This window comes from Microbulbifer salipaludis, assembly GCF_017303155.1.
In the GTDB taxonomy this organism is placed as follows: Bacteria; Pseudomonadota; Gammaproteobacteria; order Pseudomonadales; family Cellvibrionaceae; genus Microbulbifer; species Microbulbifer salipaludis.
In genome coordinates, this window is record NZ_JAEKJR010000001.1 from 463757 (window position 1) to 480548 (window position 16792).

Consider the following 16792-nt stretch of genomic DNA (forward strand, 5'->3'; position numbering starts at 1 on the left):
CAAAACAAACTGCGGTTTGGCCAGATAAAATCCAGTATGGTGAGCGGGTCGAAAGTCGATTTACGGTCTGGATACATCTCAATGCACCAAGAGCAACCCAACAATCCCCTGCACGGCATCAAGCTGGAAACCATCGTAGTGGAGCTGCAGCAGCACTATGGCTGGGACGGGCTCGCCGAACGGGTGCCGGTCAATTGCTTTATCAATGACCCCTCGGTGAAATCCAGCCTGAAATTTCTGCGTAAAACTCCTTGGGCGCGGGACAGGGTCGAGGCGCTGTACGTTGCGACCTTCCATCGCAGCAACCCGTGGAAGACGTGAAATTGCTAAAGGTGGCCGCCGTGCGTAATCGAATCCAGAGACTCCTGCTGCTGTGTGGCCTCGTTCTGCTTACGGCCTGCACCGGTATCCCAGAGGGCGTGGAGCCCATCGATGACTTCGAGTTGCAGCGTTACCTCGGCCGCTGGTACGAAATCGCGCGCCTGGACCACTCCTTCGAGCGCGGGCTGAGCCGGGTCACTGCAGAATACAGTCTGCGTGACGACGGTGGGGTTCGGGTTGTGAACCGAGGCTATAACGAGCAAAAGGGCGCCTGGCAAGACGCCGAGGGTAAAGCCTACCTCGTCGGCGCGCCAAACGTGGGCCACCTCAAGGTCTCCTTCTTTGGGCCCTTCTATGGCTCCTACATCATTTTCGAGCTGGACGACGATTACCGCTATTCCATGATCTCCGGCCCCGACCGCTCCTATCTTTGGTTACTCTCGCGCACACCCACGGTGCCGGACGGCGTCAAACAGCGCTTTGTGTCCCGGGCCGCGGCGCTTGGGTTCGACACCGGTGCGCTGATTTTTGTGGATCAGAGTCAAACCCGATAAGCGCCGAAAACTCAGGTAATTCCAAGCGTGAACCTGATTCAGCGTTCCCGGATAGCAAATCTCAGAAAAAATTTTCCGAGTTGTTTAACAAAATAATGTTAATTGACTCTGGAACTATTTTTTAAGCCCCCGCAATTCCGTAAAAGTGATACGACAGTACCAATAGTATATTGAATTAGCGGTTTTTAACTCCTGCCAAGTTCGTTAAAGTCCCATTCACGAAAAGTTCGCCGATCAAAATGGTTAAGAATTTCACCGCCTTCGCGGTGGTAAAACTTTTCAATTAAAAGTTTAGTGGATCGATGCTAGACCTTGGCAGGGTTTGCAGCTTGTATCACATGGAGTTGGATATTACCCATGAACGACTGCTGATGTCTGAAAATGTGTAGGAATCCGTTAAAAACGGATGAAAATCCAATGTTATAAAACTGTGAGACTTTTAGCGAAATATGATTTACAGAGAAAGAGAGAGACATGCTGATAATGATCTGCGCTTGGGCATAGTGGTGTTATTCGATGAAAAGAGAAATATTCAATAAGTTATTTCTGATAATACTTTTATTACCAGTGAGTGGAGCCTGTATGGCAGTTTTTGATATCGGGAAGGCCTATACCTTTTCCGGCATGAATTTAACGATTACCCATGAGGGCAACCCGGCAGCGAATGCCAAGGTAACAAGGGTCGTCGAGTGGCAGAAAGAGCAGGTGGATGAGTTCACTGCAGATGAATCTGGTCAGGTTGCGCTGCCGGAAATCAAGGAGCGCTCTCTCACGCAGCTTTTGCCTACACAGTTTGTGGTCGCGCAAGTGGTTAATGTTGAGTTCGAAGGTAAAGAGTATGAAATCTGGGTAAACAGTAAAATGAGCCCGGAAAAAAATTCAGAACTTGGCGGGCATCCATTGAACCTAGAGTGTGAGCTTACTCGTGAGCCTGTTGCCATTGAAGACTTTGACACGATCCTTGTTACCAGCTGTCACTGGAAGTGATGCCAGGAAATAAATAGGGAAATTGATATGCCTGAGCTGGACCCAAATTTTGCAGCGCGTCTTGCTACCGGTGCTTACGCGATAAAAAACGAGAAAACTAGAAGCGCGTTTTATACGACATTTAAAAATTATCTGGAATTGGGAGAGGACAAGAAGCTAGAGAATAAGGGCCTGGTCGGGAAAACCGGCGGCATTCTCCTGCAAACTTCACACATGATGGGAGTGGCAGCAGAAGGAAAATCCGGCAGCGAGTACCAAAATCAGGGAATCATTGCGATCAAGGGCACGGCAAGCTTGATGGATGGGCTTACAGATCTGAATGCCGGGATCAATAGCGCCAAAACTGGCGGTATGGTGCACCAGGGTTTCCTATCTACCTTTAACTCTTTTGTCGATCAGCTGCCTCAGTTTGCGCCCAACGTGCACACGATTCATTGCGTTGGACACAGCCTGGGCGGTGCCCTGGCTACCCTGACCGCGGACTGGCTCCAGTCGAATACTGGCAAGCAAGTCAAACTCTACACATTCGGTTCCCCCCGGGTCGGGTTAGAGTACTACGCGCAAAAAACCGAACGTCGTTTGGGCTCCGGTAATATCTATCGTATTTATCACCAGACTGACCCGGTTCCCATGGTGCCAACCTGGCCCTTCTTCCATGTGCCCGATGGTGGAGCCGGTGATTTCCTTTTGCCATCCGGTTTGCACCTCAAACCCTGGGAATTCCACAGCATGGCTAGATATGCCAAGTCCACGAGAGGTGGCGATAACAAGCCGGTTGATTGGCCAATACTCAAGTCGCGCCGTCCTCAGGATTTTCTCGATTCGAGCATCGAAGCCTGGTTGAAGTTCAACAGTATCGTGTCGTTCACTCTCAATTCCGCGCGACTGTTGAGTGCCGCCATTTTGTGGGTGGTGAAGAAGCTGACCAACCTGCTGGGCATCACGGTAGTTATTGCGGGTAGTACTACATTCACACTGCTGGATCATCTGGCGATGCTCATGAGCAAGGGCCTGGAGCTGGCCAAAGAAGTTTCAATCTGGGTGACACGCCTGATCAAGCGTATGGCGCAGATGCTGGGCATCGTTGTGCGCGAGGGTGCCGAAATGACCATGCGGTTTATTCGTCAGGTCTTTATCCAGGCGCATCATGCGGTATCCGAGTTGGTGCGGCAAGCCGGGCGAACCCTGCATTGAATGAGCCTGGGTGCAGAGTCGGCTTGACGACCTTGGCCGGCAGTTTGCCGGCCATACGCAGCAGGCGGAACCTGCACAACCTGACATTCCGCTACTTCCGGGCAAAAAACTTTAACAAAATATCCCGCCGACATGATTTGCCTTGTGTCTCCCTGCGCGATTCGGTAGAACCGATGCATAAACCTGAGAAACTTGGCGTTATGTTGCGATTTCAAAGCGCTGTGGGCGACCCGCTCTGCAAGCGCGCCAGCGATTACCACCTCAGTGAGTGGTTCGATAATTAGTTGACCGTTACCAGCTCTGGTAGCGGGCGGCTCTTTCCTGCCTGATTTTTCCAGCTCCCTCTCCCGGCCAGTTCCTCTTGGCGACGCGTGCGTGCGCGTGCGCGTTGCTCCGGCGGTAGAGGTGAAACCCGTAATCTACATACAAAAAACTCTACAAAAACAACGACACATCCGAGGGTACCGAGATGAAACCGTCCAACCAACAATTACTCGCCCTGGCCATCGCCGTGGCCAATTGCGCACCGGCCGCTGCACTGGCGCAGGCTGAGGGGGAAACCACCACATTAATCGAAGAGGTGGTGGTGACCGCCAGTCGCCGCGCCGAAAGCATCCAGGATATTCCCTACAACATCACCGCGGTGACCGGCGAGTTCATCAACGATATCGGCGCCGATGACCTGAGCAAGATGTCCCAGTTCATTCCGGGTATGCAGATGATCGATGCCGGCGCCCGCAGCACCGGCCTGGTGACCCTGCGCGGCATGAACGTGGGCGGCCTGGAGGCCTCCGAAAACCAGGGCGGCAAGGACATCATTTCCCGCTACGTCAACGACACACCGCTGCTGATCGATTTCAAGCTGGTGGATATTGAGCGCGTGGAAGTCCTGCGTGGCCCGCAGGGCACCCTGTACGGCCGCGGTGCCATGGCCGGTACCCTGCGCTACATCCTCAACAAGCCGAATACCGAGGCTACCGAGGGTTCGGTGCGCACCGAGGTGTACAAGAACAGCGAGAGCGACGGTTTCTCCAGTGAGGTCAGTGGCGTATTCAACCTGCCGCTGTCCGATACCCTGGCCCTGCGCGTGTCCGGCACCCGCGTAGACGATGCAGGCTTTGTGGATTACAACAATGTGCTGGTAGAGCCGGGTGTATCCAATGACGAGCGGCGGATCAAGGATGCCAACACCGAAGAAACCACTTCCGCCCGTGTTGCCCTGCGCTGGGAACCGACCGATACCTTCTTCGCCCAGGCCAACTACTACCTGCAGGATTCCAAGGCCGGTGGCCGTCAGGCAGTGAACCCGGGCTTTACCGGCGACGACTTCACTTCCGCCCTGCGTTACAACGAAGTGCGTGAGAACAAGGACTCCCTGTTCAACGTGGAACTGGGATACAACAGCGACGCCATCGAAATTTTCTCTACCACCTCCGTGGCGGAATACGAAGGTATCGGCAACCGTGACCAGACCGATCTGCTGTGTGTGGATATCTGGAGCGGTTACTGTGACTTCCCGCAGTTCTCCGCCTACACCGTGGACGACAACCAGTCCGAGTCCCTGGTGCATGAGACCCGCTTCCTGAGCACCGACGAGAACTCCCCCGAGTGGCTCGACTGGATCGCCGGCGTCTACTACGAGGAAACCGACACCCTGCTGGATGCCCGTGAGTACGCTCCCGGCTTCGGCGACTTTGTGGTGAACGAATGGGGCTGGTCCCCCACCGGTCTGGGTGATCTGGAGTACTGGCGCTATGCGGACAGCACCTTCACCGAGCAGGCGGTGTACGGGGAAGCCACCTTCCACGCCAACGACCAGCTGCAGTTCACTTTGGGCGCCCGCTACTTCCAGCAGGAAGAGGCATTCGCCTACGACTGCACCATGTTGCCCTTCTACACCGGCACCGATGCGGATTGCCGCGATGGTAATGGCGAGATCGACGACACCGTATTCAAGCTGAATGCCGCCTACAACTTCACCGATGAAGTGATGTTCTACGCGACCGTGGCCGAAGGCTTCCGTCGCGGCGGCACCAATGCCGGCCCGCAGCTGCTGGACAGCGAGCAGACCTTCAGCTCCGATTCCGCGGTGAACTACGAGCTGGGCTGGCACACCACCCTCGGTGGCAACATCATCCTGAATGGCGCGGTCTTCATGATCGACTGGAGCGATCTGCAGGTGCCCACCAAGTCCCAGGAAGCGGCGATCAACATCACCAAGAACGCCAGCCAGGGCCAGATCACCGGTTTCGAACTGTCCACCCAGGCTGCGCTTACCGACAACCTGATGCTGAATGGCTGGGTGACCTACTACGATCACGCGCTGGATGGCGATGCGCCGGAGATCGGCGGTTTCGATGGTGACAGCTTCCCGGGTGTGCCCAACCTGCAATACAACCTGGCAATGGACTACAACGTGGCGGTGCCCACCGGTGAGCTGACCCTGCGCGGCAACCTCTACTACAAGGACCAGGTGGACACGCGCCTTAATAGTCAGGGCGGTAACTTCGATAACGAAACCCTCGAGGACTACCACCTGTTCAACCTGTCTGCGGACTACCGCCTGAATGAATGGCGTGCATCCCTGTTCGCGGACAACGTCACCAACGAGCTGTACTACAACGGTGTGCGCAGCGCCAAGCGCTACGGCGAACGCGGCCAGTTCTACTATGTGGGCCAGCCGCGTACTGTAGGTGTGAACCTCGCCTACGAGTTCTGATTTTCCTTTCTCTTTATCTCTTTAGCTGATCGTTTGGCGGGGCTTGCCCCGCCTTTTTTGTTTCTGGATCTGCACGAAAAAAACCGCTACAACCTGTGTCTGTGTACCCATACCGAATGGCCCGCTATGTCTGATCCCACCATCCGCCAGCAGCTTGATCTTGCCCGTAAGGCCGCCGCCAACCGGGATTGGCGCAGTGTTTCATCCCGCTGTATCGCGGTGCTGAAAGCCGACCCGCGCCAGCCGGAAGCCCACACCCTGCTGGGGCTCGCCGCGCTGGAGGGCGGTAATGCGCAGATCGCCGCACGTGCGCTCAACACGGCCCTCAAGCTGGACCCCTCGTTTGGCGAAGCGCGGGTCTACCTGGCGCGGATACTGGCGGCCAATGGCCAGTTTGCCGAGGCGGAATCCGAAGCCGACAAGTGCAAAGAGCAGATCACCAGCGACCCGCAGTTACTGGATACCCTGGCCACGCTCTACAGCCATCTGGGGCGCCAGCCGCAGGCACTGGCGCTGTACCGGCAGGCGCTTGTTTGCGCACCCGAGGACGTGGGTATTCTTGCCAATACGGCGGCAGTGCAGATATTTCTGGGACAGCGCGCGGAAGCCGCCGACCTCCTACAGCGCGCCTTGCAGCGGTCGCCGGAGCACTACCGCTGTCACTGGCTGCTGGCGAAATGCCGGCACACCGAGGACCCCGATGAGATCCGGGGCCAGCTTGGCACCCTCCGCACCCTCGCGGAACGCGCGTCACCGGCGGCGCTGCCCTATTTGCACTATGCGGCGGGCAAGCTGTGTGAGGATCTCGCAGACTGGCCAGCGGCCTGGGCGCACTACCAGGCTGGGGCCGGCGCGCAGCGGCAGCGGTTGAATTACCGCAGTGATGAGGAGGCCGGGATATTTGACGCGGTGCGCGAACACCTGGGAGATCAGTGGTACCGGAATCAGGCCGCAGGCCAGGATGATGGAGAAACACCGGTATTTATTGTGGGGTTGCCGCGCACCGGCAGTACCCTGGTGGAGCAGATTCTCGGCAGCCACCCGCAGGTACAGGCACTGGGCGAACTGGTGCAGTGGCCACTGGCGGTGAAGCAGCTCGCGGGCAGTCGCGATGCGGCGCTAATCAGTCGCGACAGTATTGCCGCCGTGGCCGGATGCTCCGCCGCCACACTGGGGCAGCGTTACCGGCAGAGCATTGCGCACCTGCGCAACCACCAGCGCTGTTTTACCGACAAGCTGCCGGGCAACTTTCTCTACCTGCCCCTGATCGCCCGCGCCCTGCCCGGCGCGCGATTTGTACACGTCACTCGCCACCCCATGGATGCCGGCTTTGCCATCTACAAGCAACTGTTCGCCGAAGCCTATCCCTGGTCTTACGATCTGCAGGAACTGGGCGAGTACTACGTGCAGTATCGCCAGCTGATGCAGCAGTGGCAGGCGTTGATGCCGGAGCGAATTTACACCCTGGACTACGACCAGCTGGTGGCGGACCCGGAAGGCCAGACCCGGGCACTGCTGGACTGGCTGGGGTTACCCTTCGCCAGCGATTGCCTGCAGTTCCACCGGTCCGAACGTGCCGCGGCAACCGCCAGCGCGGCGCAGGTGCGCGAACCGATTCACGCCCGCTCCAGCGGCCGCTGGCAAAAGTTTTCCACGCAGCTGCAGCCCTACCGGGATGTGTTGGCGCGCGCGGGTATCCTAACGGACCCGGCTGGCTAGAGGCCGGGCTGAACGGATTTGCGGCCCTGCGCCGGCTGCTTCTCTGTGGCGGTGGTTTCGTGATCGCCCCAGTGGTGATCCAAATGCAGGTCCGGATCCCGCCGATCTTCCTGCAGAGCCTGCAGTAATTGCTCGCGGTAGATTTTGGTTTTTGCCACGTGCTGGGATTCATCCCGCCAGTAGGGGAACAGGGATTCCAGCATACGCTGATCGTGCTGCTTGAACTTGCGCGCCGCGCGCTGGGCCTGGTGTTTCGACAGCCCCAGTAGCTGCAGGGCACCGGCGCCGATTTCCAGGGCGCTGTCGACAGTTTCCCGGTAGATGTATTTCACCCCCGCTTCCATCAGTGCGTACTGGTGCATGCGGTTGCGCGCCCGCGCCAGAATGGTCAGGTGCGGGAAGTGATTCTGGATGCGGCTTACAATCTCCAGCGAGGCGGCCTGGTCGCTCAGGGTGAGGATCACGATCTTGGCGTTTTCCGCGCCGGCGGCGTGCAACAGGTCCTCCCGCGAGGCGTCACCGTAGTAGGCCTTGATACCGTAGCGGCGCACCAGTTCGAGCTGTTCCGCGTTGTGCTCCAGCAGTGTGGTCTCGAATCCGCAGGCGTTCAGCAGGCGTCCGGAAATCTGGCCGTAGCGGCCGTAGCCGATGATGATCACTGGCGAGCCGTCATCGTTGGGGGCACTGTCGGGCACATCCGGCAGGCGCGGGCCAGTGAAGAACCGCGGCTGGATGAGCTGTTCATAGGCCAGCAACAGCAGCGGTGTCAACGCCATGGACAGTGCGATCAGGGCGATCAGCACACTGGTGACGTCCGCCGGCAGCACCTTGTTCTGGCTGGCATAGGCCAGCAATACAAAGCCGAATTCCCCCGCCTGCGCCAGGGACAGGGCAAACAGCCAGTCCTCGCCCCGCGCCATGCCGCGTACCCGCGCCAGCGCGAACAGGATGACGAATTTGACCGTGACCAGCAGCAGTAGCAGCCCCAGCAACAGCAGCGGCTGTTGCATCACCAGTGCGAGGTCGAGGTTGGCGCCTACCGCAAGGAAAAAGAGCCCCAGCAGCAGACCCTTGAATGGCTGGATATCGGCTTCCAGCTCGTGGCGGAATTCACTGTCTGCCAGTACCACCCCGGCGAGGAATGTCCCCAGTGCCGGCGACAGGCCCAGGCCGCTCATGATGGCGGCGGCGCTGAGCACGATGAGCAGGGAGCAGGCGGTGAACAGTTCGCGGGTGCGCGACCCCACCACCATCCGCAGCAGCGGGGTCAGCAGGTAACGACCGGCCAGCACCAGCGCGGTGATTGCCGCCAGCACCGCCAGTGCGTAGGTCCAGCCCTGCAGGGCGTCGGGGTCGGTGGCCACTTCCACGGTGGCCAGCAGCGGCAGCAGCGCAAGAATGGGGATCACCGCTATGTCCTGGAACAGCAGCACGCTGAAGGCATTGCGCCCACCCTCGGTCTTGAGCAGGTTCTTTTCCGACAGCGACTGCAGTACGATGGCGGTGGAGGACAGCGCGAGAATCAGGCCCACCGCGGTGGCGCTGCGCCAGTCAAACCCGAACATGACCATGGCCAGCCCGCACACGGCCGCCGCGGTAAGCAGCACCTGGGCGCCACCGGTGCCGAAGATCGCCCCCCGCAGGGCCCACAGCTTCTTCGGCCGCAGTTCCAAGCCAATCAGAAACAGCATCAGCGCCACGCCAAACTCGGCGAAGTGCAGCTCATCGCTGGTATCACCCACCAGGCCGAAGGCGTGGGGGCCAATCAGGACACCCGCCACCAGGTAACCCAGTACCGAGCCGAACCCGAGGCGTTTGGCCAGGGGCACGGAGAAGACGGCGGCGGCGAGAAATATGACGGTCTGAAGCAAAAAATTGTCGTGCGGCATGGACGCTCTTTCTGGTTGTCGCGGGGCCGCTTGGCGGCCGGTTAGTCAGGTTGTGGTGTAGGTGCGGCGCGCTCGGGGTCGGCGGCTTCGCGGCTGCGGCGGATGAGCGGCGCGATGGTGGAGCCCTGCACCACAATGGAGAAGAGTACCACGCCGTAGGTCATCACTACCCACAGGTGACGCAAGTCGTGGGTGCTGCCGTTGCTGGTATCCCCGATCAGGTAGCCGGACGGGATCGACATCGCCAGCGCCAGCGCCAGTCCGCCCCGCAGCCCGCCCCAGATCAGAATCCGTTCGGTATACGGGTGGTATTTGCGGCGCCGTTTGAGCAGCTGAAACGGCACGCCCACCGCCAGCACGCGTCCCAGCAGCACTATCACGATCGCGGCGACGATCAGCACATAGTCGATGGGCGAGAAGTCGATGGTGATCAGGAACAGCCCCACCAGCAGGAACAGGATACCGTTGAGAAACTCTTCGGTAATGGTCCAGAAGTTGTCCAGCTCGTGCTGACTCACCCGCGAGAATCCGCGTTCGCGGGTGAAGTTGCCGATGATGATACCGGACACCACCATGGCCAGGGCCCCAGACACGTGCAGCAGGTTGGCCGCGGCAAAACCCGCGGTAGGAATCACCAGGGTCAGCAACAGTTCCAGGCTGTGATCATTGGTGGAGCAGATCAGCCAGTGGAACAGGCCGCCAATCGCGAGCCCGAGCGCGATGCCGCCGAGGGCCTCCACCATAAACAGGTGGCTGATGGCGGGCAGTGTCGGTTCGGTGCCCTGGAATGCCAGTGCGTAGATTACCGCAAACACCACCATGCCGAAGCCGTCATTGAACAGCGACTCACCCTCGACCTGAATCGAAACCTGTTCCGGCGCCTTCAGGCTCTTGATGATGGCCAGCACCGCAATGGGGTCCGTGGGCGAGATCAGTGCGCCGAACAGCAGGCAGTACACCAGGTCCACGGGCATGCCGATCAGCGCGAACAGGGCGTACATCATGTAGCCCACCGCGAAGGTGGAAATCAGGGTGCCGACAATGGCCAGCAGGGTGATTTCCACCTTCTGGTTGCGCAGCATCAACAGGTCAATATGCAGGGAGCCGGCGAACAGCAGGAAGCCCAGCATGCCCTTCAGCAGCAGGTCTTCCAGGTTCATCACCGGGAGCAGCTGCGCCACCCAATCCCGCAGCTCCACAATTTCCAGCTTGCCGAGACCGGTAACAATCAGCGACAGGGCCAGTGAGCCCGCGGTGATGGCAATGGTGGTCTGGGTGCGCAGTACGTACTGATTGATAAAACCGAGGAACACGGACACAGCCGCGAGAAAACAGAAGATGTAATAGACGTCCATGCCCTGGGGGGTGCCTCGATTGGGTCGGTTGCGCGCTGGCGTTGCGGCCGGCGCGCCTGCGCTCAGTCCGTCAGCGTGCCGTTATTGTAGTCGCGCACCGCTTGCTCAATCTGCTCGCGGGTGTTCATGACAAAGGGGCCATAGTGCGCAACGGGTTCGTTGAGTGGGGCGCCGCGCAGCAGCAGCAAGCCGGTGCCTTCTCCGGGGCCGTCTGCGGGCGCGCGCAATTGTAATGATTCACCGGCACCAAACAACACCAGATTGCCCCGCGTCACGGTACCGCGCTCGGTGGCCAGCGATCCCCGGTAGATATAGGCCAGTACGGTGTGCTTCTCGGGCAGCGGCAGGGAAACGTCGGCCCCCGGCGCCAGGCGCACATCGGCCACCGAGGCTTCACTGGCCGCATCCAGCAGCGGGCCAGACACGGACTCACCGGCAATTTGCCAGGTGCCGGCAATCAGGCGAATCATTGAGCCCTGCGCGTCCAGTGTGCGCTCCTGTACCTGTTCCGGCTGCAGGTCGCGCCAGTCCGGCGTGCTCATCTTGTCCTTCGCCGCCATATTGATCCACAGCTGGAAGCCGTGCATACCGCCTTCGCCCTGGGAGGGCATTTCCGAGTGGATGATGCCGCGCCCGGCGCGCATCCACTGGGCACCGCCCTCGCGAATGGCGCCGCGGTTACCCAAGTGGTCCTGGTGCTCAAACTCGCCACTCAGCATGTAGGTCAGCGTTTCGATCCCCCGGTGCGGGTGCGGCGGGAAACCGGCAATGTAATCGTCGGGATTTTCCGAGCGGATCTCATCCACCATCAGGAACGGGCTGAAGTCCGCGGACTGGAATCCAGCCACCCGATGAATTTTCACGCCGGCGCCATCGGCGGACGGATGCCCCGCCACGACGCGGGCGGCGGGCCGCAGGCTGACGCTGTTTTCGCTGTTGGGTGTGACGTTTTGCATGGTTATGCTCCTCCGTTTGCGGCAGTATAGGCCGATTAAATCGCCAGAAAATGGCAAATAATCGCAGCTAATATTCGAACGGCTCGACAGGTCGCGTCGTTAACGCTTTTCATCGATCGAAATCAGACAAAGGACAGTCAATGGCCAAGGTAACCCTGGAGCAGTGGCGGATGTTTCAGGCCGTGGTGGAACACGGCGGTTTTTCTCAGGCCGCGGAAGCGGTGCACAAGAGCCAGTCATCGATTAATCACGCGGTACACAAACTGCAGGAGAGCCTCGGGGTCTCGTTGCTGGAAGTGCGTGGGCGCAAGGCGGAACTCACCGACGCGGGGCGGGTTCTGCTGAACCGTGCCGGCGGCCTGCTGGACGAGGCGGAAGCGCTGGAGTCGGTGGCCGCGAGCCTGGGTGCCGGCACCGAGGCGCAACTGCGCCTGGCGGTGGATGTGCTGTTTGATTACGAGGCCCTGTTCAATGCGGTGGAGCGTTTTGCCGCCGAGTTTCCCCACACCCGCCTGGAGATTCGCGAAACCGTATTGTCCGGTGCCGAGGAATTGCTGCTGCAGCAGGAGGCGGATTTCATCCTGTCCGCGCGCGTACCCCAGGGGTTTGTGGGTGAGCCGGTGGCGCGGGTGAAATTTGTGCCGGTGGCACACCCGGACCACCCGCTGCATCATCTGGGGCGGCCGGTGAACCGGGAAGATCTCAAGGCGGCGCGGCAGATCGTGATGCGCGATTCCGCGCTGAAAAACCGCCAGGATGCGGGTTGGCTCGGCTCCGACCAGCGCATCACTGTCACCAACGTGCACACCTCCATCGAGTTGATCGAGCGCGGCCTGGGGTTTGCCTGGCTGCCGCAGACCCGCATCCGCGACTCCCTGTCGGCCGACCGGCTGCTGCCGCTGCGCACCGAAGAGCCCTGGGAGCGGGATGTCACCGTCTATCTGGTGTATGCGGATCAGGACCGCGCCGGCCCCGCCGCGTGCCTGCTACTGCGCGCCCTGCGTGAAGGCTTGCCACCGATCGAGTGATCGGGGCGCCGTATCCTCTGCCCACTGGTCAAATCAATCTAAAACAGGAAGCGTGTCATGGTGCGCGACAGTGAGGAAATCCGCTGGGGCATTATCGGTTGCGGCAATGTCACCGAGCTGAAAAGTGGCCCGGCGTTCAATAAGGTGGCGGGATCAAGGCTGGTTGCGGTCATGCGCCGCAACCGGGAAAAGCTGCTGGACTATGCTGCGCGCCACCGAGTGCCAAAAACCTATACCAGCGCCGACGACCTGATTAACGACCCGGAAATCGACGCCATCTATGTGGCCACGCCACCGGGGAGCCATCGGGAGTATGCGCTGAAGATAGCGAGCGCCAACAAACACTGTTGCCTGGAAAAACCGATGGCGCTCGATTTCAGTGAGTGCGAAGACATTGTCGCCGCGTTTGCAGGCCGGGAGGCGCAGCTGTTTGTCGCTTACTACCGCCGCTCCCTGCCCCGCTTCAATCAGGTAAAAGAGTGGATCGACGGCGGTAGAATCGGTGCCATTCGCCATATCAACTGGAGCTATGCGCGCGCACCCTCCGCCGCGGACCTGTCACCGGAATACGATTGGCGCACCGACCCGGCGGTGTCCGGCGGTGGTCATTTTGTCGATCTCGCCTGCCACGGTCTCGACCTGTTTATCCATCTCGCCGGAGATATTGCCGACGCCAAAGGGATCGCGGTCAATCAGCAGGGCCTGTATGACGCGGAAGATGCGGTTTCCGCCTGTTGGGTATTTGCAGGCGGTGCTACCGGCGCGGGCTTCTGGAATTTTGCCGCTAGTGACTACAACGATGAGGTGGTGATTTATGGCAGCAGGGGCAGCATCCGTTTTTCCGTGTTTGCCGACAAGCCGCTGTTGCTCGAAGCCGGCGACGATTCCGCAACTGTCGCGATCGCCCACCCGGAAAATATCCAGTATTTCCATATCGACAATATGGTCAAACACCTCAACGGCGAAGGCCGGCACCCGGTATCTGCCGCCGAGGGCGGCAAAGCCTCACGGGTGATGGACCAGATTTTGGCGGGATTTCGCTAGGTTTGGCGCTCACTTCTATAAATTCGATCTATCCCTGCGAATATATGCGATTTTCGTTTTAAAAATTCGAATTAGACTAAACAGCGTTGTCTCTTCATACACTTTCTCTCTGCAAACCTATTTCGATAAAGGACCCTGCTATGAACAACGGCGTACTGTTTGATTTCTCCAAGCTGATGGCGCGCATCCTGATGTCGGTGATGTTTATTGTCGCCGGTTACAGCAAGATCGGCGCCTACGCAGGCACCCAGGAATATATGGCATCGGCGGGCGTGCCCGGCTTCCTGCTGCCGCTGGTCATCCTGCTGGAGCTGGGCGGTGGCCTGGCGATTCTGTTTGGTTTCTTTACCCGCTGGGTGGCAGTGGCGTTTGCTGCTTTCTGTGTGGTGAGCGCGTGGCTGTTCCACAATGTGCCCGGCGACCAGATGCAGCAAATCCTGTTTATGAAAAACATCACCATCGCCGGTGGCTTCCTGATTCTGGCCTGCGCCGGTGCCGGCCGCTTCAGCTTTGATTACGTCATGGCCAACGTGAAGAACCGCTGAGGAGATACCCATGGGATTACTGGTAAATGGTGAATGGAAAGATCAGTGGTACGACACCGACAAAAGTGGTGGCGCCTTCGAGCGTGAGGCGGCGCAACTGCGCAACTGGGTGACGGCCGATGGCAGTGCCGGCCCCAGTGGCGAAGGCGGGTTCGCAGCGGAAAAAGACCGCTACCACCTGTACGTCTCACTGGCCTGCCCCTGGGCACACCGCACCCTGATCTTCCGCAAGCTCAAGGGGCTCACCGATTACATCAGCGTGTCGGTGGTCAGCCCCTACATGCTGGAGAATGGCTGGACCTTTGATGAAAGCGAGGGCAGTACCGGCGATGACCTGTTCGGCAGCGAATTCCTGCACCAGGTGTACACCCGCAACCGCCCTGAGTACTCCGGGCGCGTCACAGTGCCGGTGTTGTGGGACAAACAGCGGCAGTGCATCGTCAGCAACGAGTCTTCAGAAATCATCCGCATGTTCAACACCGCGTTTGATGCGCTTACCGGCGACTCCCAGGATTTTTATCCACAGGATTTGCGCGGTGACATCGATGCCACCAACACGCTGGTTTACGACAACATCAACAATGGTGTGTACCGCGCGGGGTTCGCCACCAGCAAAGAGGCCTACGAGACGGCGTATCACCGGCTGTTCGAGGCCCTGGAGCAGCTGGAACAACGGCTGCAGGTTAACCGCTACCTCACCGGCGAGCGTATCACCGAGGCGGACTGGCGGTTGTTTACCACGCTGATCCGTTTTGACGCCGTGTACCACGGCCATTTCAAGTGCAACAAGCAGCGCCTGGCGGACTACCCCAACCTGTGGGGCTATGTGCGCGAGTTATACCAGTGGCCCGGTGTGGCCGAGACAGTGGACTTTTACCACATCAAAACCCACTACTACGCGAGCCACAAAAACATCAATCCCACCGGGATTGTGCCGCTGGGGCCTGAGCTGGACTACTCGGCGCCCCACGGTCGCGGCGCCTGACCGGGAACCAATCGGTCGCAGGTAGAGCCGGGCTCCAACCTGCGACCGTGGAGTAGATCAGCGTTACAGGTCAGCGTATTATCCTGCATATTTTTTTGCCCTATAGTGAGTACTCACACTGCGATGCCCCGCTGCATTCGCGATGGGACCGGGCTTTTGGGCAACTTCATTGCTGTAAGAGATCATTATGCGGATTTTTGTATTAACGACGGGGCGCTCTGGCTCAACCACGTTTGCTGAGGCCTGTACTCACATCGAGGGCATGACGTCCGGCCATGAGACGCATGCGGGCATGATCAAGGGACGCCTGGAGTATCCCGACAACCATATTGAGTCGGACAACCGGCTGGTGTGGTTTCTGGGCACGCTGGATCAAATGTACGACGACGAGAACACCTTCTACGTGCACCTGACCCGCGATGCAGAGAAAATTGCGCTGAGCTACCGTGATCGCTGGCAGGGGGCGATCTGCGTGGCTCGTCACTTCTACCACGGTATTTTGATGTGCCGCCGCAAGCCGGATATGGAGAGCGCTCTGGACACCTGCAGGCTGCTCGTTGACACGGTACATGACAATGTCACCTTCTTCCTGAGCCGCCGTCAGAACTGGGCCACTGTGCGTATGGAGTCTCTGGAAGAAGACTTCTTCAAGTTCATGGATGCCGCCGGCGTACAGGGTGATCGGGACAAAATCCTCGGTGCCTTGCGCACCGTAAAAAGCGGTAACAAGTATGCGCGCAAGAAAAAAGGCCTGTTGTACAAGCTGCGTTCGCTTTACTCCTCTCGCTTCCTGAGGTGATTCCTTTGCTATGAAGGCAGCACTCTGGTTCGCTGACCGCGCGGCTATACTGGGGGCTACCTTTCCACCCGGAGAACTCGATGAAGCTATTTTACGCCCCGGGCGCCTGCTCCCTGTCCCCGCATATCGTCGCCTGCGAGGCGGACATTGACCTGGATCTGTGCAAGGTCAACCTGAAAACCAAGCAGACCGAAAGCGGCGGTGACTACACCGAGGTGAATCCGAAGGGCTATGTGCCCGCGCTGCAGCTGGAAGGCGGCGAGGTGCTCACTGAGGGGCCGGCCATCGTGCAGTTTCTGGCGGAACAGAAGCCGGAGAAAAAACTGGCTCCGGAGCACGGTTCTCTGGAGCACTACCGGGTGCTGGAGTGGCTGAACTACCTCTCTACCGAAGTGCACAAATCCTTTGTGCCCCTGTTCTGGGGCGGCAGTGACGAGGACAAGGCGGAGGCCAGGGAAAGGATTGGCCAGCGCTTCCAGTACGTGGAAGAGCAACTGGCCGGAGACTACCTGATGGGTGACGACTTCTGTATCGCCGATGCCTACCTGTTTACCGTGTACAACTGGTGCAGCATGGTGGAGGTGGATACCGGCCGCTGGCCCAAGCTCAAGGCCTTTGCCGAGCGCATGTCCCAGCGCGAAGGGGTCAAGAAAGCGATGCGGGCAGAAGGCCTGCTGTAATCGCCCCGGCTCGGAGC

The 16792-nt window shown here is 59.2% G+C and carries 15 protein-coding genes; 12 read left to right on the forward strand and 3 right to left on the reverse strand.

Translation table 11 applies throughout. From position 1 onward, the window contains the following. Positions 1-81: 81 nt before the first annotated feature. The 6 genes from JF535_RS01880 (at position 82) to JF535_RS01905 (ending at position 7494) form a co-directional block, all read left to right on the forward strand. Positions 82-321 (forward strand): VF530 family protein, encoded by a 240-nt coding sequence (locus JF535_RS01880; protein ID WP_206998382.1) that lies wholly within the window; start codon positions 82-84, stop codon positions 319-321. A 20-nt stretch (positions 322-341) separates the two neighbouring features. Beyond that, complete coding sequence (locus tag JF535_RS01885) at positions 342-875, forward strand: lipocalin family protein (protein WP_340674102.1); 534 nt, start codon at positions 342-344, stop codon at positions 873-875. A 582-nt stretch (positions 876-1457) separates the two neighbouring features. Next, entirely contained in the window at positions 1458-1862 is a 405-nt protein-coding gene (locus JF535_RS01890; protein WP_206998384.1) for a DUF6795 domain-containing protein, read from the forward strand. A 27-nt stretch (positions 1863-1889) separates the two neighbouring features. Continuing rightward, the gene (locus tag JF535_RS01895; RefSeq protein WP_206998386.1) at positions 1890-3056 is read left to right on the forward strand and encodes a lipase family protein; all 1167 of its coding nucleotides are present in this window, start codon (positions 1890-1892) and stop codon (positions 3054-3056) included. A gap of 469 nt (positions 3057-3525) precedes the next feature. Continuing rightward, positions 3526-5775 (forward strand): TonB-dependent receptor, encoded by a 2250-nt coding sequence (locus JF535_RS01900; RefSeq protein ID WP_206998388.1) that lies wholly within the window; start codon positions 3526-3528, stop codon positions 5773-5775. A gap of 126 nt (positions 5776-5901) precedes the next feature. Continuing rightward, positions 5902-7494: a tetratricopeptide repeat-containing sulfotransferase family protein gene (locus tag JF535_RS01905; protein WP_206998390.1), complete on the forward strand. Its 1593-nt coding sequence runs from the start codon at positions 5902-5904 to the stop codon at positions 7492-7494. Here the strand turns inward: JF535_RS01905 and JF535_RS01910 are convergent. The 3 genes from JF535_RS01910 to JF535_RS01920 all read right to left on the reverse strand — a co-directional run bounded on the left by JF535_RS01910 (position 7491) and on the right by JF535_RS01920 (position 11694). After that, entirely contained in the window at positions 7491-9383 is a 1893-nt protein-coding gene (locus JF535_RS01910; RefSeq protein WP_206998392.1) for a monovalent cation:proton antiporter-2 (CPA2) family protein, read from the reverse strand. The genes JF535_RS01905 and JF535_RS01910 overlap by 4 nt on opposite strands. A gap of 41 nt (positions 9384-9424) precedes the next feature. Then, positions 9425-10738: a cation:proton antiporter gene (locus tag JF535_RS01915; protein WP_206998394.1), complete on the reverse strand. Its 1314-nt coding sequence runs from the start codon at positions 10736-10738 to the stop codon at positions 9425-9427. 62 nt (positions 10739-10800) lie between these two features. Further along, the gene (locus JF535_RS01920; RefSeq protein WP_206998396.1) at positions 10801-11694 is read right to left on the reverse strand and encodes a pirin family protein; all 894 of its coding nucleotides are present in this window, start codon (positions 11692-11694) and stop codon (positions 10801-10803) included. Positions 11695-11834: 140 nt separating this feature from the next. Here JF535_RS01920 and JF535_RS01925 point away from each other — a divergent pair, with 140 nt between their 5' ends. The 6 genes from JF535_RS01925 (at position 11835) to gstA (ending at position 16775) form a co-directional block, all read left to right on the forward strand. Further along, positions 11835-12722, forward strand: a complete 888-nt coding sequence (locus tag JF535_RS01925; RefSeq protein ID WP_066959878.1) for a LysR family transcriptional regulator — start codon at positions 11835-11837, stop codon at positions 12720-12722. Between the two features lie 57 nt (positions 12723-12779). Continuing rightward, positions 12780-13766: a Gfo/Idh/MocA family protein gene (locus JF535_RS01930; RefSeq protein ID WP_206998398.1), complete on the forward strand. Its 987-nt coding sequence runs from the start codon at positions 12780-12782 to the stop codon at positions 13764-13766. Between the two features lie 140 nt (positions 13767-13906). After that, positions 13907-14311 carry a DoxX family protein gene (locus JF535_RS01935; RefSeq protein ID WP_206998400.1) on the forward strand — a complete coding sequence of 135 codons (405 nt, stop codon included), beginning with the start codon at positions 13907-13909 and terminating at the stop codon, positions 14309-14311. 10 nt (positions 14312-14321) lie between these two features. Continuing rightward, the gene (locus JF535_RS01940; protein ID WP_206998402.1) at positions 14322-15296 is read left to right on the forward strand and encodes a glutathione S-transferase family protein; all 975 of its coding nucleotides are present in this window, start codon (positions 14322-14324) and stop codon (positions 15294-15296) included. A 187-nt stretch (positions 15297-15483) separates the two neighbouring features. Further along, positions 15484-16095, forward strand: a complete 612-nt coding sequence (locus JF535_RS01945) for a hypothetical protein (RefSeq protein WP_206998404.1) — start codon at positions 15484-15486, stop codon at positions 16093-16095. Positions 16096-16175: 80 nt separating this feature from the next. Continuing rightward, positions 16176-16775: a glutathione transferase GstA gene (gene gstA, locus JF535_RS01950; RefSeq protein WP_206998406.1), complete on the forward strand. Its 600-nt coding sequence runs from the start codon at positions 16176-16178 to the stop codon at positions 16773-16775. Positions 16776-16792 lie beyond the last annotated feature (17 nt).